The sequence below is a fragment of the Catalinimonas alkaloidigena genome (genome assembly GCF_029504655.1).
Classification (GTDB): Bacteria; Bacteroidota; Bacteroidia; order Cytophagales; family Cyclobacteriaceae; genus Catalinimonas; species Catalinimonas alkaloidigena.
The window spans coordinates 2525537-2546436 of the sequence record NZ_JAQFIL010000001.1; the positions used below are offsets into that span (position 1 = coordinate 2525537).

Annotated in this window: 20 protein-coding genes; 9 read left to right on the forward strand and 11 right to left on the reverse strand. The window is 38.5% G+C overall.

Annotated elements, in window-relative coordinates:
- Window positions 1-22: 22 nt before the first annotated feature.
- From OKW21_RS10355 to OKW21_RS10385, 7 genes are all read right to left on the reverse strand, one after another.
- Window positions 23-1498, reverse strand: a complete 1476-nt coding sequence (locus OKW21_RS10355) for a phytoene desaturase family protein (protein ID WP_277479344.1) — start codon at window positions 1496-1498, stop codon at window positions 23-25.
- A gap of 21 nt (window positions 1499-1519) precedes the next feature.
- Complete coding sequence (locus OKW21_RS10360; RefSeq protein WP_277479345.1) at window positions 1520-2029, reverse strand: RNA polymerase sigma factor; 510 nt, start codon at window positions 2027-2029, stop codon at window positions 1520-1522.
- Between the two features lie 400 nt (window positions 2030-2429).
- Window positions 2430-3335, reverse strand: coding sequence for a MerR family transcriptional regulator (locus OKW21_RS10365; RefSeq protein WP_277479346.1), 906 nt, complete (start codon window positions 3333-3335; stop codon window positions 2430-2432).
- A 35-nt stretch (window positions 3336-3370) separates the two neighbouring features.
- Window positions 3371-3814, reverse strand: a complete 444-nt coding sequence (locus tag OKW21_RS10370; RefSeq protein ID WP_420870099.1) for a sterol desaturase family protein — start codon at window positions 3812-3814, stop codon at window positions 3371-3373.
- Window positions 3815-3856: 42 nt separating this feature from the next.
- A complete protein-coding gene (locus OKW21_RS10375; RefSeq protein WP_277479347.1) occupies window positions 3857-4534 on the reverse strand; it encodes a carotenoid biosynthesis protein in 678 nt (225 codons plus the stop codon).
- Window positions 4535-4719: 185 nt separating this feature from the next.
- On the reverse strand, window positions 4720-5601 hold the full coding sequence (gene lipA, locus OKW21_RS10380; protein ID WP_277479348.1) for a lipoyl synthase: 882 nt from the start codon (window positions 5599-5601) through the stop codon (window positions 4720-4722).
- Between the two features lie 102 nt (window positions 5602-5703).
- Window positions 5704-6369 carry a hypothetical protein gene (locus OKW21_RS10385; RefSeq protein WP_277479349.1) on the reverse strand — a complete coding sequence of 222 codons (666 nt, stop codon included), beginning with the start codon at window positions 6367-6369 and terminating at the stop codon, window positions 5704-5706.
- Between the two features lie 127 nt (window positions 6370-6496).
- Here OKW21_RS10385 and OKW21_RS10390 point away from each other — a divergent pair, with 127 nt between their 5' ends.
- Window positions 6497-6901: an OsmC family protein gene (locus OKW21_RS10390; protein WP_277479350.1), complete on the forward strand. Its 405-nt coding sequence runs from the start codon at window positions 6497-6499 to the stop codon at window positions 6899-6901.
- Here OKW21_RS10390 and ytxJ read toward each other — a convergent pair whose 3' ends face one another.
- Both ytxJ and OKW21_RS10400 read right to left on the reverse strand, forming a co-directional pair.
- A complete protein-coding gene (ytxJ, locus tag OKW21_RS10395) occupies window positions 6902-7249 on the reverse strand; it encodes a bacillithiol system redox-active protein YtxJ (protein WP_277479351.1) in 348 nt (115 codons plus the stop codon).
- 6 nt (window positions 7250-7255) lie between these two features.
- Window positions 7256-8320: a hypothetical protein gene (locus OKW21_RS10400; protein WP_277479352.1), complete on the reverse strand. Its 1065-nt coding sequence runs from the start codon at window positions 8318-8320 to the stop codon at window positions 7256-7258.
- 435 nt (window positions 8321-8755) lie between these two features.
- Between OKW21_RS10400 and OKW21_RS10405 the strand changes: the two genes are divergently transcribed.
- The 3 genes from OKW21_RS10405 to OKW21_RS10415 are packed head-to-tail and all read left to right on the forward strand — an operon-like array spanning window position 8756 to window position 10837.
- Complete coding sequence (locus OKW21_RS10405) at window positions 8756-9274, forward strand: RNA polymerase sigma factor (RefSeq protein ID WP_277479353.1); 519 nt, start codon at window positions 8756-8758, stop codon at window positions 9272-9274.
- Entirely contained in the window at window positions 9255-10025 is a 771-nt protein-coding gene (locus OKW21_RS10410; protein WP_277479354.1) for a HEAT repeat domain-containing protein, read from the forward strand. Before OKW21_RS10405 ends, OKW21_RS10410 begins: the two co-directional genes overlap by 20 nt.
- Before the next feature lie 32 nt (window positions 10026-10057).
- Complete coding sequence (locus tag OKW21_RS10415) at window positions 10058-10837, forward strand: DUF4097 family beta strand repeat-containing protein (RefSeq protein ID WP_277479355.1); 780 nt, start codon at window positions 10058-10060, stop codon at window positions 10835-10837.
- Between the two features lie 111 nt (window positions 10838-10948).
- On the opposite strand, the gene OKW21_RS10420 is transcribed toward OKW21_RS10415, so the two are convergent.
- Together OKW21_RS10420 and OKW21_RS10425 are read right to left on the reverse strand one after the other, a co-directional pair.
- The gene (locus tag OKW21_RS10420) at window positions 10949-11902 is read right to left on the reverse strand and encodes a DUF4097 family beta strand repeat-containing protein (RefSeq protein ID WP_277479356.1); all 954 of its coding nucleotides are present in this window, start codon (window positions 11900-11902) and stop codon (window positions 10949-10951) included.
- 127 nt (window positions 11903-12029) lie between these two features.
- Window positions 12030-12428: a hypothetical protein gene (locus OKW21_RS10425; protein ID WP_277479357.1), complete on the reverse strand. Its 399-nt coding sequence runs from the start codon at window positions 12426-12428 to the stop codon at window positions 12030-12032.
- A gap of 198 nt (window positions 12429-12626) precedes the next feature.
- Here OKW21_RS10425 and OKW21_RS10430 point away from each other — a divergent pair, with 198 nt between their 5' ends.
- The 5 genes from OKW21_RS10430 (at window position 12627) to OKW21_RS10450 (ending at window position 20894) form a co-directional block, all read left to right on the forward strand.
- On the forward strand, window positions 12627-12962 hold the full coding sequence (locus tag OKW21_RS10430; protein ID WP_277479358.1) for a hypothetical protein: 336 nt from the start codon (window positions 12627-12629) through the stop codon (window positions 12960-12962).
- Window positions 12940-13275, forward strand: a complete 336-nt coding sequence (locus OKW21_RS10435) for a tRNA-binding protein (RefSeq protein WP_277479359.1) — start codon at window positions 12940-12942, stop codon at window positions 13273-13275. Before OKW21_RS10430 ends, OKW21_RS10435 begins: the two co-directional genes overlap by 23 nt.
- Before the next feature lie 3 nt (window positions 13276-13278).
- Entirely contained in the window at window positions 13279-15753 is a 2475-nt protein-coding gene (locus OKW21_RS10440) for a bifunctional UDP-N-acetylmuramoyl-tripeptide:D-alanyl-D-alanine ligase/alanine racemase (protein WP_277479360.1), read from the forward strand.
- Window positions 15754-16245: 492 nt separating this feature from the next.
- Window positions 16246-19404, forward strand: a complete 3159-nt coding sequence (locus OKW21_RS10445; RefSeq protein ID WP_277479361.1) for a SusC/RagA family TonB-linked outer membrane protein — start codon at window positions 16246-16248, stop codon at window positions 19402-19404.
- Between the two features lie 14 nt (window positions 19405-19418).
- A complete protein-coding gene (locus OKW21_RS10450; protein ID WP_277479362.1) occupies window positions 19419-20894 on the forward strand; it encodes a SusD/RagB family nutrient-binding outer membrane lipoprotein in 1476 nt (491 codons plus the stop codon).
- The last annotated feature ends 6 nt before the right edge of the window (window positions 20895-20900 follow it).

Genomic DNA, 20900 nt, shown 5'->3' on the forward strand with positions numbered 1-20900 from the left:
ATATTGTTTACTTAAATATAGTCTAACTATAATCTTTGGCAATTTCCTCCGCTACCACTTTACCCGAGATTAGTGATGGAGGGACTCCCGGTCCGGGAACTGTTAACTGTCCTGTATAATACAGATTTTTCACCTTTTTACTCTTTAGATTAGGCTTTAAAATGGCGGTTTGCATCAATGTATTTGCCAAGCCGTAGGCATTGCCTTTAAAGGCATTATAGTCTTTTACAAAATCATTGTGTGCGTATGATTTTTTGAAAACAACCGCGCTTTTCACTTCCTGTCCAATCAGATGTTCCAGTCTGTCCATCACAATATGGTAGTATTTTTCCCTTATTGTTTCACTATCCTTTAGTCCCGGTGCTACTGGAATAAGAAAAAATAAATTCTCATGTCCTTCCGGAGCTACACTAGAGTCTGTCTGAGAAGTTACAGAAAGATAAAATAATGGTTTCTCTGGCCATTTCCTGTTTTGGTAAATATCTTTCGCATGAGGGGTGAAATCTTCGTCAAAGAAGAGATTATGATGTTTGAGCTTATCCAGCTTTTTGTTGAGACCTACATAAAATAATAGGGAAGAAGGAGCCATTTTTCTACTTTCCCAATACGAGTCGCTATAACTGCGGTAATTTTCAGGAAGTAAAGAACTTTCAACGTGATGATAGTCAGCCCCAGCCACAACGACATCTGCAACAAACTCATCACGCTCAGTAATTACCTTATTAATTCTACCCGCAGCAATATCAAATTTTATTACATTTTGATTTAATGCCAGTTTAACTCCTTTATCAAAAGCAACCTCAAGCATACCTTCTATGATTTTGTGCATACCTCCCATTGGGTACCAGGTTCCCAGCTTGATATCTGCGTAATTCATGAGACTGTAGAGTGCAGGGGTATTCTGGGGCAAGGCTCCTAATAGTAATATAGGAAATTCCATGATACGTATGATCCTGTCATCATGAAAAAAAGATCTGATATGCTTATGGAATGACTTAAAAACATCCATCCGGAGTATGTCATAAAGCAGCCGTAAACTTAAAAATTCGTAAACGGATCTACTTGGCTTATACACCAGGTTGTTGATACCCACCTCATATTTATAAGCAGCCTGCTTTAAGAATTTGGCAAGCATGGTGCTGCTTCCTTTTTCAAGGGTCTCAAATAAATCTGCCAACTTATCCAGAGAAGCTGGCAGATCTAAATAGTCTTCCTTACCAAATATTACTTTATAAGAAGGGTCTAACCTTATGAGATCATAAAACTGAGAAGTCGAGTAGCCAAAACTTTCAAAGTATTTGTCAAATACATCGGGCATCCAGTACCAACTGGGCCCCATATCAAAAGTGAAACCTTTTTCTGAGAAAGAACGAGCCCTCCCACCGGCGGATTCGTTCTTTTCAAGAATTGTGACTTCGTGACCTTTCTGTGCTAGATTGGTGGCAGCAGAGATGCCAGAAAATCCTGAACCTATAACTACTACCTTACCTTTTTTCATTCATTTACTAACGCTTCCGTATTATTTAACAGCGTAGTTTTTTAATGTGGATTTAAGTTCTTTCCTGGCTATGTGGATTCTGTTTTTTACAGTACCAATTGGGATGCTCAAGCGATCAGCAATTTCATGGTATTTAAATCCACGATAATGCATCATAAAAGGAGTTTTGTAAGCATCATCCAATTTCGTAATGGCACTTTTAATATCCTTCATTGCGAAACTGGAATAAGCCATATTTTCTGTAATACTACTGGTACTGTTTATATAATGTAAATTATCAGTAGTATCAATGAAAGTATTCCGGCGAACCATTCTCTGGTAATTGGTGATAAATGTGTTCTTCATAATGGTATATAACCAGGCTTTGAGATTGGTACCATCTGTGAATTTATCACGATTAGTAAAAGCTTTAAGAATAGTCTCCTGAAGAAGGTCATTTGCTTCTTCCATATCTTTGGTAAGCTTCAGTGCGAAGGGCTTCAAAGACTTAGACATTTTGTCGAGCGAGTAACTAAATTCAAGTGCTGTCATGGTTAAAAAATTTGCTTGGTTTTGTTTAAGGAAACGTTTAATATATTAAACGTAATTAGAAAAAAATGTTTAATTAAATATATAAAAAAATTAAACAGAATAAAAAAATTAACAAAAAAATTTCAAAACATGCCTTTGCAGGTAGTTGAAAGCGATTTTGTAAAGCTAAAAAATTTGTTTTTTGAATATTATGGAAGTCAAAAAAACAAATGTTTAGGATTAACAATAATTAAGATAAACAAAATAAAATTAAAATGCCAATGAATTCAAAAAATGCATCAATCAGAAATTGAAGTTTAAAAAATAAACAATGCTGTTTACCTGTTATACGAAGAAAATCCACATGTGTTTTCTATGAGCTTGCATATCTTAAAAAAGGTAAAAATTGAATCGTTAATTTTTATTGATGTGAAAGATTTTGCACGCTGTTTTCTTCAACAAATTTAATGATGTGATCAATACGCGTAAACATTTTTACGTTCTGAAAACTTTGATAATTTTTGCCAATGACTTGGTATCCGCTAAGCAGTATTTCAGTCGTTGAGAATGTTTTTGCTAGTTTTTCTACGTATTCATCTACTTGATTTTCAGGAGGTTTGGTTGTAAAAATAGTAAGGATATAATCTGGTTTATGATGTTTATATATTGATTTTAAGTCTTCAAAAGGAAGATTCTGACCAAAATACAGTACTTTGTTCTTCCTTGCTTTTATGATGTAGCAAAGGAATAACAGTGTTAGCTCATGTAACTCCCCTTCAGGCAAAAATAAAAGGTACTTATCTTGGCTTTCAGAGTTTGATACAAATTGACCATCAATAGCTACGATAAGTTTTTGGCGGATTAAGTTAGCGATGAAATGTTCTTGGGAGGGACTAATCGCACCCGTTTGCCAAAGCACGCCTATTTTGGATAGGAACGGATATATAATATTGATCATAGTACTCTCAAATCCAAGTTTGAGAATATTAGTAGCCATTATTTTTTCAAAGCGGTCTTCGTCCAGATCAATCATAGCCAGCGTTAATGCATGAATTTGATCAGGATAACGTAAATTTTTTTCAGTAAGCCTGAACACCTCCTTCAACATTTCATCCTCAGTCATGCCAGCTATTTTGGATATTTTAAATCCATTGTCTTTTAGCAAGGCAATATTAAGGATGAGTTTGAGATCATTGTCATCATAAAAGCGAATATTGGTTTCGGTACGTTTAGGTTCAATAAAATGATATCGCTGTTCCCAAATTCTGAGGGTATGTGCCTTTATCCCGGATAGCTGTTCTAGATCTCTGATTGAATAGTTACTCACTTTTATGGACGTTTATGTATATAAAGGTTTTGTTTTCATTTCTTAAAGAATCTGAATGGTACAATAAACAAACCGAAGGAGACCGCCTTGTCTTTTTGATTCGATTTATGGTGAGCCCTGTGTGCTCTGCTTATTCCATTCAGGTATTTTCCTTTAGGTTTCTTTTTTACCTTAACTCTTCTGTGAATAAGAATGTCATGTAATACAAAGTATGATATACCATAAAGTGATATACCACAACCTAGCCAAAATCTATAATCTAAACTTTGAACGCCTGAGAATATTAAAATAATTGCTATACTTCCAAAGAGAATTGAGAAAAGGTCATTCAGTTCAAAAAAACCTTTTGTATGGACATGATGTGTCTTATGTATATTCCACAAAGGGCCATGCATGATATACTTATGGATAAACCATGAAAAAAATTCCATTCCAGCAAAGCCTACCATCAAAAATGAAATATTACTTATTATATTCATCCTTATTGAACAATCATTAAACAAATATGTTGAAGAAAATTGTTATTTAATAATTTGTAAAATGATAAAAAATATTGCTTGAACAAAAATTACATATTTTGCAAGTACGTTATTTTTATCAAACCTGAGTGAATGAAATAATATCTGTAGCACAAAGGAGATAATAAACCAACCCACATAGTTCTTCAGAGGAATCAAACCTCCGGACCAATTCCAGAAATCCAGGGCAATTGCTACGGGTTCTATCAAGATATCTAAGCCAACCATCAATACACTACCTACCAAGCTAGCGATGAATAGTGATTGGGAAAGAGACCTGGAGATCACTCCACAAGCGTAGGTAAGTATGAGCCAATTAAGCCCGATGATGACGGGTACCTCCATCACTTGAAACCCCAAAGCTTCTCCGTAATTGTATGAACCAAAAATCAACGCTGTTTTTACGCCAATCACTTCAATGCTATATCCCACCAAAAAGGTAGTACATGCAAAAAATACGAAGGGTATGTTCCATTCCCTATGAAAGAAAAATAGTATTAATGAAGTTGTGATTAGGCTGAAAGGGGTAGCTGAAACGAAAAAAGGGTTGGTAGGAGGATAGGCAATACCAAGAATCCCAAAAAAATGCACAGTGGCCAAAGTATATACAGCAATTTTTTTTTGTGCAGCCTCATCTATATTTATTGTTTTCTTATTAAATGGTTGATGCCGAATTTTCATGGTTTATGTCAGAACTATGCTATAAATGGAATATTAACCAATTTTGCCAAGCTTATTATTTTAAAAGTTTAATATCAGGCATGAATCTTTTTTCAGCCAAAAGTCTTTTTTAAGGTATAAGAAAATAAAAAAGCTGCACTTAAATATAGGTGCAGCTCAAAAAAATATTTTATAATAACAGACTGTCAAACATTTACATGTTTTTCTGCATGGTAAGACGAGCGTACCAGGGGACCGGATTCTACATATTTTAATCCTCTCCTGAGACCTTCTTCTCTGAAGTGATCAAACTTATCAGGATGAATAAATTCCGCTACCTCAATATGCATTTTGGTAGGTTGCAGATATTGTCCCAATGTGAGTATGTCAAGCTGGTTTTCTACCAAATCATCCATTGCTTTATATACCTCATCATCAGTTTCTCCCAGCCCAAGCATAATACCCGACTTGCTTCGCATGCCATATTCTTTGATTCTTTTCAGTTGTTCAAGGCTTCTGTTGTATTTAGCCTGAGGCCTAACTCTACGGTAGAGGCGTTCAACCGTTTCTACATTGTGAGAAACAACTTCCTGTCCCCCTTCCATCATGCGATACAGGGCATCCCAGTTGCCTTTAACATCAGGAATAAGGGTTTCAATCGTAGTATCGGGGCTAAGCTTTTTGACTTCTTTTACTGTCTCAAACCAGATTTCCGCACCTCGGTCTTTTAGTTCATCTCTGTTGACTGAAGTAATTACCGCATGCTTGACCCCCATTAGCTTAATTGCTTCTGCAACTCTTTTGGGCTCTTCATCATCATATTCCGGTGGGCGTCCGGTAGCAACCGCACAGAAAGTACAACTGCGGGTACATACATTTCCTAATATCATAAAAGTTGCGGTCCCTCTACCCCAACACTCACCCATATTTGGGCAATTACCACTTTCACAAATTGTATGAAGTTTATATTTATCTACCAGCTTGCGAACATTTGCGTATTCTTTACCAACCGGTAGTTTCACTCTCAGCCAGTCAGGTTTACGCGATTTTTTAGTAGATTCTTCAGGTATTACAGGTAATTCAATCATACTAAATTCTCTATCTTAATACTGTGTAATCATTTCTTTGTCAAAAACAAAGTAAGGCTATTAAAGATTCGGCTGCAAGGATTATGTAAGTAAAACCTAAGATTACTTACGATTACCGTAGAATAACATAATAAAAGCGGAAGGGAAAATTCTTCTGGGGTTGGAGACAGGTACAATATCAACATCGCTGGTAAAGGCTTCTAACTGAAAACCAGCTTCAAATCCGGTCACATCATTTTTAAATGTTCCGAATTCAAAAGACAGCGAAGCTTTTATGTTAGCGCCTACCGCTATACTTGACTCACTGAATCCTTTCAAAAAGGGGCCAGAGCCAATGATCCTGCCGGGATCTAAATCATCACGGTAAGGACGGGTAGTGGTACGGTTATTCGTTTCGGCATATTGTACATAATAGGGCATAACAATACCAAATGAAGGGCCACCGGCAAGTATGGCATTAACCTGCACACCTTGTTGAGGAGCTTTCTTGAAGACTATCCACTCACGTCCATACTCAGGACGAATTGAAAAAAGGTGATTGGTTTTACCTAGAATAAATGTGTTTCCACTGGTACGAGATACTCTTCTTAGTTCTTTTGGGTGCTTCACATTTACGATTTCCAGGCCAAAAGTTTGAAAACGATTGTCATCTATTAAACGGCTAAATTTAATAGCTCCTCCGGCGATTAAACCTGAATTTGTATTTTTGCTGATTCCCCAGGTGAATTCTCTGCTATATGCATAGGTGTCATTTTGTTGCTGAGCCATAAGCGTATTACTTATAGCCAAGAAACAAAGTAATGAGAGTATGATACCTTTATTTTTTTTGTAATTTTCCGCAGCCATATAAATAAATGTAATCAAATTCAATTAAATCACAAATATACTAACGAAGATGCATAGCATAAAGTCTACATATCTTGGAGAATTACGTTGCGAGAATATTCATATCAAATCTCAGAACAAAATTCACACCGACGCACCTACTGATAATAATGGCAAAGGTGAAGCATTTTCACCCACTGACCTTGTCTGTGCATCACTATGTAGTTGTATGATGACGATTATGGGGATCAGAGCACAAAAGAACGACATTGTTCTTGAAGATCTTGAAGCCGATGTTACGAAAGTGATGGCTTCAAACCCAAGAAAGATATCTAAAATCAAAATTGATTTTCGCTTAGGAAAAACCAATGCAACTGAAGAGCAGATTCAAATGCTAAAAGAAGCTGCACTTACATGCCCGGTGGCCTTGAGTTTAAACCCTGAAATTAAACAAGATGTTTCTTTTGCTTTCTGATCAGGCCACGCTGGCTAGTTGCTGACTGATCTCCTGAAAAGAAATACCCATATGTGAATTATGGTAAACACACTTACCGTCTTTGATGACTAATACCTGAGGCGACTGATGGGCTACATCAAAAGTGCTGGCCACGGCATTGGAAATTTCCCTGTTCTTAATCAGATCCAGTAAGTAGGCCTCTGAGCTTTCTGAAAGTTCGGCTTTCCAGGCTCTCTCCAAGCGGTTAAGCGCCATACTACTAATACTACAGCGTGTGCTGTGTTTAAAAATCAGGATTGGGTATTCGGCTGATTTAGTTTTAATTTCTTCTACGATGTTCAGTTTATCTAATTGCTTCCAGTTCATATTTCTCTAATAATACCAAATTTCACTCTCTTTTTTATCATATCTGGGCTTACGATCTTTTTCCTTGATATTTTTAGGTAGATCATTTTGCTTAAAGATATGAGAAATTATTAACCTCCAACGTCTGTATTTCTCTTTTTGTTCATAAGAGGATTTAGTTTTTCCTTTTAGATGAAATACACTGGGGTGCATATCTTTACCCGGCTTGCGATAACGGATATCGCCATCAAATTGGTGCACTTTTTCGGATAGCTTTTTATAATGGCTGGTTCTCACCTTAAGGGTAGGTACTTTGATCTGCCCCTGGTATGATGTGTAGCCAGCGGCTTTATTTTTTTCTTTTTTTACTTTGTACATACCGATAGTTTGCACATAATCAGCATGTTGTTTGGATTTTTTTTCTTGCCTTTTAGGTCTGTATACCTTTTTAGCACCCGTGTATAAGAACATGTATTCAGCTTTATACTGAAATTGTCTTTTTACCATCTTATGGGGAGCTCTCTTTATTTTACCTTGAAAAAGGTGCTGATCTTTGGCAATCTGCTCATAGTCTGTTTTATGCTGTTTGACTTTTAGCGCATACTCAGTACCTACTGCGCCTTCTTTTTTCTTTCTCTTCAGCTTACCTTCAAATTCTGATTCTGCATTAGGGCGAAAAAGTCGTTGCCATAGCGAGCGTTTTGGTAAATGCTGTCCATCTTTAGCCGGAGACCTGGGATATTGATTTGCAGTATGACCGGAGTTGTCAAACTTTGCAGGTTTACTTGCGGGACGTTGATATTTAACTTTTCTCTTAGCTTTTTTTAAAGAAGCGGGACGCCTGTAGTTGTCCCTAGGCTTTGCGTTACTATCTGATGTTTTGGGCCGAGAGTAAGTGTCTTTAATTTTTTTAGGTTTTCTGACAGGCTTTACCTTTACAGGCTCTTTTTTATGCTTTGAAATTTTGACAGTAGGCAGTTTATCTTTTTTGGATTGAGCCATCGCATGCCCGGATAGCAGTAATATCAGCAAGAGACTGAATAGTACAGCTAATAAATGAATAGAATGTAATAATGATGTGGTAATTCTCATTTTCAGAGGTGGTAGCCATTTTTATAGCTCAAAAAATCAGTTTTTTACCCTGCCATTTTTATCAAGCTTTAATTTTTCACCACCTCCTAATTGTCCGCTTTCTTTTTTGATGAGGTGTGAAAAAGAGGGGCACGGCATTACGTGACTTCGGCAGGAACTCAAACAGGTAAAGAATAAAAGCAGTATAATGAGTATTTTAGTGTTGTTTCTGAAGATGGCTGAAGCTTCTTTAGCAAGATGATAATAGCTCATTTTGATATAATTACATATTAAAATAATTATTTAAATATATGGTGATTATACCATTTTGTTTTTGTGAATTGCATGTATTAGTACATCCATAGACTATTCCTGGAAAATGTCTTTTTTATATATCTCTTAAAAATATTTCTCTGACTGTAATGATTTCATTTTTAGCTCGTCTATAAGATTGAAATGAATATTCAAAGTTTTAAAAGCGCGGTCTTTCCGATACAGGGAAAATTGTATCGCCTTGCTAAAATGATGCTTGGCAATGATGAAGAGGCTGAAGATGCCGTTCAGGAGGTCTTGCTGAAACTATGGCTCAATCGTCAGAATCTGAAGAACTACAGAAGTATTGAGGCCTTGGCCATGATCATCACTAAAAATCAATGCTTGGACAAGCTTAAATCAGCGCACTGGAGAAAATCAGAAGTCGGAGAACCACCGGATACAACGCACAGCTGGGACTCCCCCTATAAAACCACTGAACTTAATGATAGTAAGGAAATTTTGATAAAGTTGATGCATGAACTTCCCGAACAACAAAAACTCATCATGCATTTGCGTGACATAGAGGAGTATTCATACGAAGAAATTGAAAAAATTACTGGTTTATGTATCAATAACATCAGAGTAAGCCTATCAAGAGCCAGGAAAAGTATCCGCGAACAGTTTACTAAAGTTAATGCTTATGGAAGCGCAGGAAATTAAATTATTACTGGAAAAATTTTATGAAGGAGAAACCAGCCTGAGTGAAGAGGCTCAATTGAAAAGCTTGTTTGAATCAGATGAGGGTATGGAGGAATTCAAAAAAGATCAGTCTTTTTTTTCAGGGATTAACAGTCTAAAAGAAGAAAAAGAAGGTGATTTTTTTATGCCGGATCGCTTTCTACAAAAAATTGACCAGGAAGAAGAAAAAGTTACAAAGCAAAAAAGTTTGCCCCGCCAAAGGTTGATAGGCATTGCTGCTAGCATTGCCATTCTATTAATTGGTTTTGCCGGTGGAGTATTGTACGAAAAGGAATCTACACCTACTTCAGAAGTTACCGCTTTAAAAGAAGAGGTAGGGGAGATGAAACGTATGCTGATGTTCAACCAACTCAATCAGGTTTCAGCAAGTGACCGTATTATGGCTGTAAATGCTGCCAAATCAATGGATGAGGTAGATACCCAGATTTTAGAAGCTCTTATCTATACCGTAAACGCTGATCCCAATGCGAACGTACGATTAGCAGCGGTAGAGGCGCTAGCGCACTTTGCTGCGGATTCTACTGCGAGTGATGCACTCAAAAGGTCACTCAATACACAATCAGACCCTCTGGTTCAGATTGCAATTATAGACGTATTGGTAGCACGTCAGGAAAAAGATGCTATACCCCAGATCCAACAATTTTTACAACAAAATAACCTTAACCAACTGGTAAGAGAGCAGGCTGAATACGGTTTGAGTCAGCTATTATAGTTAACATTAACCCTAGTTTTTAAGCGTTCATTATGAAAGTACTACCTATATTATTGATGACTTACTTTGTATTTCACTCCGCTATTGCTCAGCAGTACACTGCATCTTTTGATAGCAATACAAATAGTAACATTCTTCATCTCATGATTGAAGGTGGAGAAATCATTGTAGAAGGATATGCCGGTAAGGATGTAGTGATTGTTGCGGATGGATACGAAGCTCCTCCTGAAAAAGCCCGGGGCTTGACCGCACTATATGCTAACGGTAGGCAGGATAATTCCGGACTAGGATTGAGTGTGACCCGAGAAGGGAGCAAGATGCAGCTCATCAGCGTGGGGCATCAGGATATTGACTACACCATAAAAATTCCGGATCAAACTTCTATACTACTTCAGGCAGGACCTCAAAATGATGATATTATTATTCGTAATCTCAAAGGTGAAATTGAGCTAAAAGCTCATTCTGATGATGTTGAACTTGAGGGGATAAGTGGGCCTGTTGTTGCCAATAGTATTAGTGGAAATATCAAACTCAGTTTTGATGAGGTCAATACACATAAGCCAACCGCCATCAGTGTAGTGAGTGGAGATGTAGATATTTTTTTACCTTCTCAGACCAAAGCTGACTTCAAATTAAGTTCTGTCAGTGGAGAAGTATATACAGATTTTGACCTCAGCATGAATTCTGAAAGAGATGAAAACCGTAAACGTAATGGCATGAGAAAACCAATTCATGGTTCAATCAATGGGGGAGGAGTTCCCATTCAAATCAGTACGGTTAGTGGTAATATTTATCTCAGAAAACAAGAATGAGCATTTGTAAGAGAGTAAAACCACAGAAATGATAAAGCAAAAAAAATCCCACGCAATTGCTGGGAATTTTTGTACTTGAATTATTACTACACGACAGATTACTAAGCATTTTCAGTTATATGCAGAAGTACGATGATAATCAAGGTTTACTGAACCTCCTGAAGTTTTCATTGTCACAGGTATTCCTCCACCGTTCATACTCCCTTCGATGTTATTTTTTTCTGCTTCACCAGTAAAGTTGCTCAGCTTGGTATTTACCCGGTTACCGCTTAGATCCAGATCAACTCCTATGTCATGAGGAATAACAGCGTTAATGCTGCCTCCGCTTGTTTTAAGTGTCAGGTAATTATCCAATTCATTAACGTAGGCTTTGATACTTCCTCCGCTCGTACGGGCGTCTATACTACCACTTACGTCTTCTAGTACAATACTTCCTCCTGAAGTATTGAGCCTAAGCTCACCTTTAGCATTATTTGCCCGTATGGATCCTCCGCTGGTTTTGCCATCCATAACACCATCATATTGATTAATATTGATACTTCCTCCTGAAGTGTGAGCCTCGGTATAGCCAGTAATTTCATCAAAATTCAGGCTGCCTCCACTGGTTTTCACATTGTGTTCTCCCTCTATACGAGCCATGCGAATTGAACCCCCACTGGTATTAAGTTTGGCTGATACCTCGTAAGGGACATCCAGCTCAAAAGAAATGCTAAGGTTGTTATTTCCCCAACCACTACCTTTTCTTTCGGATTCAGCGATTATGGTATTTCCTTCCTTACGAATTGATATATTGTAATCTTCCAAAGCTTCTTCCAGATTATCATCATTGCCAAACCAACTAGTTGCTCCGTTCTTCTTTACGTACATCCTAACTTCGACTTCGTTGCCACTGTGTCCGGAAACGGATATGCTCCCTCCAGAAGTGCGAACCATCACTTTAGCAGGAGTATTAATAGAAAAAGTTTTAACCATATACGGGTCTTCTCCTAAAACTTCAGCCTGAGATGAAACAGTCAGACACAACAAGAAAAGCAATGTTATTGCATAAGTACGGTAAGCTTTCATTTTTCTATTTGGTTAAGTTTGAGTTTTAGGTTTCATAATACATGCCATCCTATTAATAGTCTGTATGTCAATGACTTATAATAAAAAAGTAATGTTTTTTTTGTTCATATATGAACATACACGTTCATTAGCGGACAGTAGGTGTTGTGTGTATTTCGGCTTTTGAGGCAGCCTGGCTTTCTCTATTGGAGAAAAAAACCACTAATCCATAAATTCCTATGGCCGTGCCCAGGGGAAAAAAAAGTAAGTAAAAACAACCTAGTGGAAGGATTAAGTCGTTTGCCCATTGCTTCTTCCTGGCCAGACCAATCCCTATTATTAATGAAGGTAAAGCCAATAATAAAAACATCATGACACTTCCAGCCAGAGATATGAGCTTGAACAAGCCGGGCACGTCAAAATACGAGGATGTAAATGGCGCTACAGGTATCGCAAAAAGTACAGCACTGATGAAAGTAAGGAAAACGATCAGTAAAGCTCCGGCAATGATAAATATGATGCCAAGTATTTTTTTTTGGTAGTCCATAATTATAAGCTTTTGACAAATATATGCTAAAGTACTATGCTTTGCAAGGTACTATATATTTTGAACGGTGTAATTTCATTCAAGTTAACATTTGGTACAAAATTTTTTTCAGTATTTATTGCTTGTCTAAAAGTTTATGAAAGTGATGGTCTTTTCATTTACTTCGCCAACAGGAATACATTGATTATTGATTTTGATATGAATGATAAGAATGAAATAGAAAAAGGCGCATCAGAGCGTCTGATTCGTTATTTTGATTTGGTAGAGATAAGAAGTGAGACAAATAGTCCTTTTGAGTACATACAGGAAAAGCTTACAAAAGCGATTGAGTATTTTTTGGCGCATGATATTGAGAAGCTACTCAATATATTATATAGAATAGATGTAGCAGAGAAGGAGGTTAGAGAAGCAATGCTGGACAAAAAACCGGCGGAGCGTCTTTCAAAGTTAGTGATATTAAGAGAACTGCAGAAGGCAGAAACCAGAATAAAGTACCGTAACAATAATCAGCATGGAAGAAATAAGCTGGGATGATTTCAGAAAAGTAGACATCCGGATAGGAACCATAGTAGAAGCAAAGGAATTTCCTGAAGCCAAAAAGCCGGCCTATCAGCTATGGATTGACTTAGGAGAACTAGGCATCAAAAAGTCCAGTGCACAGATAACAGATCATTATCAACTAAATGCCCTGCCTGGTAAACAGGTCATCTGCATCTGTAACTTTCCACCCAAGCAGATTGGTCCATTTATGTCAGAAGTACTGGTGACCGGCTTTGAAGATTCAAAAGGGGCAATCATCTTAGCTACTGGAGATGAAAAAATTCCTAACGGAAAAAAATTACATTAATCCATGACATTTCATGAGCTTTGCGAGCAGGTAAATGGTGCCGTTTTACAGACATACGATCCAGCGCTTAATATATACTATCTGTTGACTGACAGCAGACAGGCTATCATTCAGCGTGAATCTGTTTTTTTTGCGATAAAAGGGAAGAGGCACGATGGACATCATTTTATCAAAGAACTCTATGATAAAGGCTGTCGTCAGTTCGTGCTTGAAAAAGAGCCTGAATCTGAGTTATCCGAAGCAAATATTATTAAAGTCGGGAATAGTGTTGAAGCCCTACAGCAAGTAGTAGCATTCCACAGAAAATTATTTTCCATACCTGTCATAGGGATTAGCGGGAGTAATGGTAAAACCATTGTTAAAGAATGGTTGAGTCAGATTCTGACGCATAAGCATAATGTAGTCAAAAACCCTAAAAGTTATAACTCTCAGATTGGTGTACCCCTATCAGTTTGGCAACTTAATCAAGTGCATGAAATAGGTGTGTTTGAAGCAGGAATTTCAATGTCCGGAGAGATGGAAAAATTACAGAAAGTAATTTGTCCAAGTCTCGGAATTTTCACCAATCTGGGGCCAGCGCATGACAAAGGCTTTACAAACAGGCGTCAAAAAGCTGTAGAAAAAGCAAAACTCTTCTCAGACTGTGAGTACATCATTTATCGGGAAGAGTATGCCTTAATAGCTGATGTCCTAAAGTCTCAACATAGCCCGGATCATTTATACAGCTGGTCCACACAAAATACAGAAGCTGATTTGTGGGTAGCTTTTTCAATGGATAGTAATAAGCCCACGATTATTGAAGTAAAAGACAATGGCAGGGAACAAGGCTTTCGGTTTACCTTTGATTTAAAAGATGCTGCTTCACTTGAAAATGTCATGCATTGTATTGCAGTACTGATCAAATATGGGTGGGCTGAGAATGAAATTCAAGCCGGGATAGATCAGTTGCGGCAGGTAAATATGAGGATGGAGTTGAAAGAGGGGATCAATCAATGTTTCATTCTGGATGATAGTTATAGCAATGATCTGGCTGGCCTCAAAATAGCTTTGGATTATTTGGAACGCCAGACACAGAATCAAAAAAATACGGTTATCATTTCTGACTTGCTCCAAAGTGGATATTATGACAGAGACCTATATGCTGAAGTCGTAAAATTGTTAGAAAATCACTCCATACAAAAAGTAGAACTCATTGGTCCGGGGTTAAAATCTTATCTATCCCATTTTAGAAGTAGTGCCTGGGTATTTGAGCATTACAATACTACTGAAGAGTTTCTGAGTAGTTTTCAACCAAAATCCTTTCAGGGCGAAAATATTTTGGTCAAAGGGGCAAGAGCCTTTGGTTTTGAGCGCATCGTGAAAAAGCTTCAAAAGAAAATTACTGGCACCACTTTAGAAATCAATCTTGACAACATCATACATAATTTAAATTACCACAGGTCACTGCTCCGACCTGAGACCAGGATGATGGTGATGGTAAAAGCTTTTTCATATGGAGGGGCGTCTTTTGAGATTGCTAACCTCTTACAATACCATCGGGTAGCTTATTTGGCAGTTGCGTATGTGGATGAAGGTGTAATGTTGCGAGAGCATGGCATCAATACGCCAATATTGGTGCTTAATCCTTCAGCGGATGCTTTTCCGCTCATGCAAGAGTTTCAACTAGAAGCTGAGATTTATAGCTTCAGGTTGCTAAATGCCTATTCATTGTACTGCAAAAATAATCAGGCCGCTATTCCAATACACTTAAAAATAGATACCGGAATGCATAGGCTTGGGTTTGTACAGGAAGAAACCGAAGCGCTTAAAACCTTTTTCAATGCAAACCCGGAAATCATTGTCAAAAGTATTTTCAGTCATTTGGTAGCTTCCGAAGATGACCAAGAAGATGCCTTTACCCAACAACAAGTACATGAATTTGGGCAGGTATATGATCAATTAATAAGTGTTTTAGGCTATGCACCCATCAAACATATCTTGAATAGTGGTGGTATACAGCGTTTTCCTGAATATCAATTTGATATGGTACGACTGGGCATAGGGCTGTATGGTGTGGATGTAAGCAGTAAAGCACAAGATCAACTAAGACCAATCAGTACACTTAAGACCATTATTTCTCAAATTAAAAGCCTTAAGGTAGGGGAAACGGTAGGCTATAATCGTAAAGGAAAAATAGAAAATCCAAAGCGAATAGCAACGATTGCGATTGGATACGCAGATGGCTTAGACCGAAGGTTAGGAAATGGAAATTTGAGGGTATTTGTAAATGGCTTTCAGGCTCCAACAATTGGTAATATTTGCATGGATATGACAATGATTGATATCACCGGAATTGAAGCTGAAGAAGGAGATGTTGTAACCATATTTGGACAAGAACAATCCGTTTCGGTGCTTGCAGAGGCTATGCATACTATACCTTACGAAGTGTTAACCAGCATTAGTGCACGTGTCAAGCGCATTTTTTACTCAGAATTATAGCATCTCTTCCAGATTGGAAGCGAATGATTCAGACGGTGATCACTCCCATTAACAGCATCAAAAGCTATTTACAGTGCTATACAAAATATAATATTTTATTATATATATGGCTTATAAATAAAATGCTTATTAAATATTCCGCATAAAATATTTTAAACAAAATTAAATATTTATTTAGCAGGCTAATTATTTAATAATATTTTAATAAATCATCATTTCATTTGCAACTATTTAAAACCAAACAGAAAATTTCAGCTAATTATTTTTCAAGCCATATAAGCATGATGTAATAAATTGTGAAAAAACTTTAAATTACAATATTATATTTTGAAAATTAGTTTAGTTTGTTTTAGATTTGATTAATTAATTCTAAAAAGTCAGTATAAAATAAGGTTTTTAGCTTTTATTTATTTACCTCTCATTCATCACGGGCTACAAAATGCTTAGGCTTTTAGAAACTGTTCAATTGATTTAACTATAACTGGTAAACGTATGAGGAACAACTCTACCACTCAATGTTGGGGTGGCATTATCCGGCTTAAACACTACGGGCTGTTGATCGTCACTCTTCTCATGACGAATTTACTCTTCGCACAGGACCGGAAAATTACCGGAACAGTAACATCTGTGGAAGACAAAACTCCATTACCAGGCGTAAACGTCGTTGTGAAAGGAACCAGTGTTGGTACAATTACCGACATTGAAGGAAATTTTACTTTAAATGTTTCGCCTGAAGCCCAGACACTAGTTTTTTCTTTTATAGGATTGTCTATGGAAGAAATTGTTATTGGCAATCAAACTCAGTTCAATATTGCAATGAAGCAGGATGTACAATCTTTATCTGAGGTTGTAGTCACTGCTTTTGGACTTGAAAGAGAGAAAAAAGCACTTGGGTACTCCGTTCAGGGCATCAGCGGAGAAGAGGTTGCTCAGGTACCTACCCAAAGTGTCGTCAACAATCTTTCAGGAAGAGTTGCCGGCCTGCAAGTATCAGGTAATAGTACTCCCGGAGGTAGCCCTGAGTTTGTAATTCGCGGATTTTCTTCAGTGGCTGGTAATAATCAGCCTCTTGTAGTAATTGATGGGGTGCCTATGCAGCAGACTGTCAACAGTACTTCGGGAGAAAGATCCGATAATCAGCAATATGGAGGAGGTATCTCAGAGATAGATCCTAATAACATTGCTGAAATGAGTATATTAAAAGGACCTAACGCTGCTGCACTTTATGGCTCTCGTGCTGCAAATGGTGTAATTCTAATCACTACCAAAACGGGCAAGGGTACTGAAGGAATTGGGGTTGACGTAAATTTCAGTACAACATTTGAGCGTCCGCTGGTCAAGCCTCAGTTTCAGAATATTTATGGCGGTGGGTCAGGCTCTACCTGGTATGCAGATGGCTGGAGTGGAACAGTTGACGGCTATAAAGGTACCGCAGGTACTGATGAAAGCTGGGGGGCACCTATGGATGGGCGTATGGTACGTCAGTGGTGGACCGGTACAGAAGAAGCTCCTTTAGTGCCTGAACCTGACAACTGGGAACAATGGTGGGAAACCGGCCAGACCCTTAATGGAAGTGTGGCAATAAGTTCTGCCAATGAAAATGGTTCTTTCCGTCTTGCTATCGGTAGAATAGAACAAAAGGGGATTGCTTACAATAATGACTACTATCGTAACAATTTCCGCCTGAACACTAATTATCAGTTTACTGATAAACTGACAGTTACTGCATTAGGTGAATACATAAAGTCAGGCTCCGACAACAGAGGTTTTCAAAGCGGATCTCAGTTTATCTGGCATCAGCGTCACGTGAATTTTGACCAGCTGGAAAACTACCGTGACTATGAAGATGTACATATCCAGCCCCCTGGAAACGACGAGCCACCCAACTGGCAACATACTTACTTTACCAATCCTTATTTCTCGGAAGAAACCATGGTGAACCCTAACGAGAAAGACAGATTCCTGGGAAATATTTCCTTGAACTATGAATTTGCCGACTGGTTAAGTCTGATGGTGCGTAGTGGTACAGATATATGGACTGATACACGTATTAATGTAACAGGCTACGCACGTACTCGCTTCTCATTTGACTATGGCAGTTACAATGAAGAAGTACTACGCAGACAAGAAAATAATTCTGACTTTATCTTCTCACTGGATAAAACTTTCGGCGACTTTTCAGTCGTAGGTCAGTTTGGTGGGATTCATCGTACCAATTTCTACAAGCGTAATTATTCTGACGTTAACGATCTTACAGTGGATGGCGTTTATGCGCTGGACAACAACGCGAGCCCTAATACCGATGAGAGTGCTATTGAGGAGTCTGTAGTCAATAGTGTATTTGGTTCCGCTCAGTTTGGATTTAGAAATTATCTCTTCCTAGATGTTACCGGTAGAAACGACTGGTCAAGTACCCTGCCTACCGGATATAATTCTTACTTCTATCCTTCTGTATCACTGAGTGCAGTAGTGACCGATATGCTGGATATCCAAAGTGATGTATTCTCATTCGCTAAGTTACGTGCTAGCTGGGCACAGGTTGGTAATGATGCTGATCCTTACCTACTCCAGCAGGTCTATGATCCTCAGGGCCTATGGGATGGAAGCGTTCCCAAGTTTTCTGTCAGTGATCAGATTGCCAACTCAAACTTAAAACCTGAAAGAACAACAGGTATAGAAGTAGGTGCAGATTTACGTTTTCTTAACGGAAGAATAGGTTTAGATGTAACATACTATGATCAAACCACTGAAGATCAAATTCTTGCAGTAGATATTTCCAGAGCATCGGGCTATGAAAGCCGTGTATTAAATGCTGGTAAAATCACTAACAAAGGGGTAGAACTCATGTTGAGTGGTACCATTTTACAACTTCCCGGTGGATTAAGCTGGGATGCTAGTGTCAACTTTGCTAAAAACGAAAATGAAGTGGTTGAGCTTGCTGATGGGCTAACCTCACTCACACTTTGGAGTATCCGGGGAGCATCGCTTGAAGCAAGGGTAGGAGAGGCTTATGGTAATCTGTATGGTAATAAGTTGGCACGGACTGAAGCAGGTGAAGTGATTTTCCGTAACGGATATCCTTATAATATCCCGGGACAAAGTGTGATAGGAAATATCACGCCCGACTGGATTGGTGGAATCTCCAATACAGTTACCTACAAAGGACTTTCTGTTAGCGCGTTGATTGACATCAAGAAAGGTGGAGATATATATGATATGGGAAGTAGCATTGCTCGTATCACAGGGGTACTGGAAGAAAGTGCGGTAGGTAGAGAAGAAGGAGTGATTGGTCAGGGTGTAATGAACATCGGTACTGAAGAAGCTCCTGAATATATTACCAATGATGTTGTTGCCTCTGCACGTACTTTCTACGGATACTACAGTGGTCGTCAGTACCATGAAGCAGCGGTATTTGATGGCAGCTATGTTAAACTTCGTGAGGCAAGAGTAAGCTATCAGCTTCCGAGTTCATTGTTTAACAACATTTTCTTGAAATCAGCAAGGATATCAGTAATCGGAAGAAACCTGGCTATTTTCCATAGTAATAATCCTCACATTGATCCTGAAATAAGTGCTGCATCTCTTGGATATAATTATGGTCAGTTGCCAAGCACAAGAAGTGTTGGATTTGACATAAATCTGAAATTCTAAAACAGCAGAGAACAATGAAATTGACTATATATACAAAAATAACAAGCCTGGCAATTGCATTTATACTATTGCTAGGTGCTTGTACCGACGATTTTGAGGAAATCAATACCAATCCCAATAAGCCGGTAGAGGTGGATGCTCAGTACCTGCTTCCCTACGGTATTCAGGAAGCAGTGGATAACTACTGGGGTAACAAATCTCGAAACCAGCGGCTCAACTTTGACCATGCCATGTCATGGGTACAGTATCTTACCAGAAATATCTATGAAAATGAAGGTGACAACTATAATGTACAGCCTTCGGTGAATAGTACAAACTGGGAAGTGTTTTATTCTGATGCGCTGGTTACATTTCAAACAATGGAGGAGCTTTCAATAGCTGAAGGTGAAAGCCCCCATACTAACTATGAAGCAGTGGGCATCGGTATGCAGGCATGGATTTTCTCTCTCTTGACAGATGTTTGGGGTGCCATTCCCTATACGCAGGCACTGTCCGGCACTGCGGATGAAGCAATCTATTCACCAGAATATGACTCTCAGGAAGCTATTTACGCAGGTATCATTGAAGACTTGAAAACCGCTAATGAAAAGTTAGATGTTGAGGGGCCTGCCATCCGAGGAGATATCATGTTTGGAGGCGACGTATTGATGTGGAAGAAGTTTTTCAACGCGCTTCGTTTCAAGCTTTTAAACCGTCAGGCTCATCTAGTAAGCTCATCTGCTGCTGAAATGCAAGCAATGCTCGCTGATCCGGCTACTTACCCTATGATTGAGAGTAATGATGAAATAGCCGCATTGAACTATGGTGCTGTGCCTACTAACAACCCCTGGCATGATATCCTTGTGAATCAGGGACGTACTGACTGGAATATCAACAGTACGCTGGTAGATAAGCTAAAAGAACTACAAGATCCTCGACTTGAAGTTTACGCGACCCCCGGCAGTCAGGCTGAAGGAGAATATTCCGGACACCCCAGTGGATTACCAGGAGAAATTGCGACGACTTACAATGGCTACAGTGCAACCATCAACCTGGATGTATTTGCCCAAACTACATCTCCTGCGGTATTGGTAAGCTACGCAGAATTACTTTTCACACAGGCGGAGGCTGCTTTGGAAGGCGATATTAGCGGTGACGCACAAGCTTTTTACGAAGCCGGCATTGAAGCCGCATTCAGCCAGTACGGACTAGAGATGCCAGCCGGATATCTTGACCTGGCTGGTCCTGCTAGCAAAGAGAATATTATGACGCAGAAGTGGATTGCACTTTTTGGACAGGGTATTGAAGCCTGGACAGAATTAAGAAGAACTGGGTATCCGGTATTGCCTGCGGCAGATCCTAGAGCTCAGTTTCAGAATGATGGAGTTCTTCCGACAAGGATTGTTTACCCCTCAACTGAATATTCTTTAAACCAGGCTAGAGTAGAGGCAGGTGTGTCAATGCTCGGAGGAGCAGATGACATGAAAACTTCACTTTGGTGGGTAGAATAAAAACGA

What these genes read in the sequence shown, in the direction of transcription:
- OKW21_RS10355 (WP_277479344.1), bottom strand. Translation starts at nt 1,498, where the DNA reads ATGAAAAAAGGTAAGGTAGTAGTTATAGGTTCAGGATTTTCTGGCATC.
- OKW21_RS10360 (WP_277479345.1), bottom strand. Translation starts at nt 2,029, where the DNA reads ATGACAGCACTTGAATTTAGTTACTCGCTCGACAAAATGTCTAAGTCT.
- OKW21_RS10370 (WP_420870099.1), bottom strand. Translation starts at nt 3,814, where the DNA reads ATGAATATAATAAGTAATATTTCATTTTTGATGGTAGGCTTTGCTGGA.
- OKW21_RS10375 (WP_277479347.1), bottom strand. Translation starts at nt 4,534, where the DNA reads ATGAAAATTCGGCATCAACCATTTAATAAGAAAACAATAAATATAGAT.
- lipA (WP_277479348.1), bottom strand. Translation starts at nt 5,601, where the DNA reads ATGATTGAATTACCTGTAATACCTGAAGAATCTACTAAAAAATCGCGT.
- OKW21_RS10385 (WP_277479349.1), bottom strand. Translation starts at nt 6,369, where the DNA reads ATGGCTCAGCAACAAAATGACACCTATGCATATAGCAGAGAATTCACC.
- OKW21_RS10390 (WP_277479350.1), top strand. Translation starts at nt 6,497, where the DNA reads ATGCATAGCATAAAGTCTACATATCTTGGAGAATTACGTTGCGAGAAT.
- ytxJ (WP_277479351.1), bottom strand. Translation starts at nt 7,249, where the DNA reads ATGAACTGGAAGCAATTAGATAAACTGAACATCGTAGAAGAAATTAAA.
- OKW21_RS10400 (WP_277479352.1), bottom strand. Translation starts at nt 8,320, where the DNA reads ATGAGAATTACCACATCATTATTACATTCTATTCATTTATTAGCTGTA.
- OKW21_RS10405 (WP_277479353.1), top strand. Translation starts at nt 8,756, where the DNA reads ATGAATATTCAAAGTTTTAAAAGCGCGGTCTTTCCGATACAGGGAAAA.
- OKW21_RS10410 (WP_277479354.1), top strand. Translation starts at nt 9,255, where the DNA reads ATGGAAGCGCAGGAAATTAAATTATTACTGGAAAAATTTTATGAAGGA.
- OKW21_RS10415 (WP_277479355.1), top strand. Translation starts at nt 10,058, where the DNA reads ATGAAAGTACTACCTATATTATTGATGACTTACTTTGTATTTCACTCC.
- OKW21_RS10420 (WP_277479356.1), bottom strand. Translation starts at nt 11,902, where the DNA reads ATGAAAGCTTACCGTACTTATGCAATAACATTGCTTTTCTTGTTGTGT.
- OKW21_RS10425 (WP_277479357.1), bottom strand. Translation starts at nt 12,428, where the DNA reads ATGGACTACCAAAAAAAAATACTTGGCATCATATTTATCATTGCCGGA.
- OKW21_RS10430 (WP_277479358.1), top strand. Translation starts at nt 12,627, where the DNA reads ATGAATGATAAGAATGAAATAGAAAAAGGCGCATCAGAGCGTCTGATT.
- OKW21_RS10435 (WP_277479359.1), top strand. Translation starts at nt 12,940, where the DNA reads ATGGAAGAAATAAGCTGGGATGATTTCAGAAAAGTAGACATCCGGATA.
- OKW21_RS10440 (WP_277479360.1), top strand. Translation starts at nt 13,279, where the DNA reads ATGACATTTCATGAGCTTTGCGAGCAGGTAAATGGTGCCGTTTTACAG.
- OKW21_RS10445 (WP_277479361.1), top strand. Translation starts at nt 16,246, where the DNA reads ATGAGGAACAACTCTACCACTCAATGTTGGGGTGGCATTATCCGGCTT.
- OKW21_RS10450 (WP_277479362.1), top strand. Translation starts at nt 19,419, where the DNA reads ATGAAATTGACTATATATACAAAAATAACAAGCCTGGCAATTGCATTT.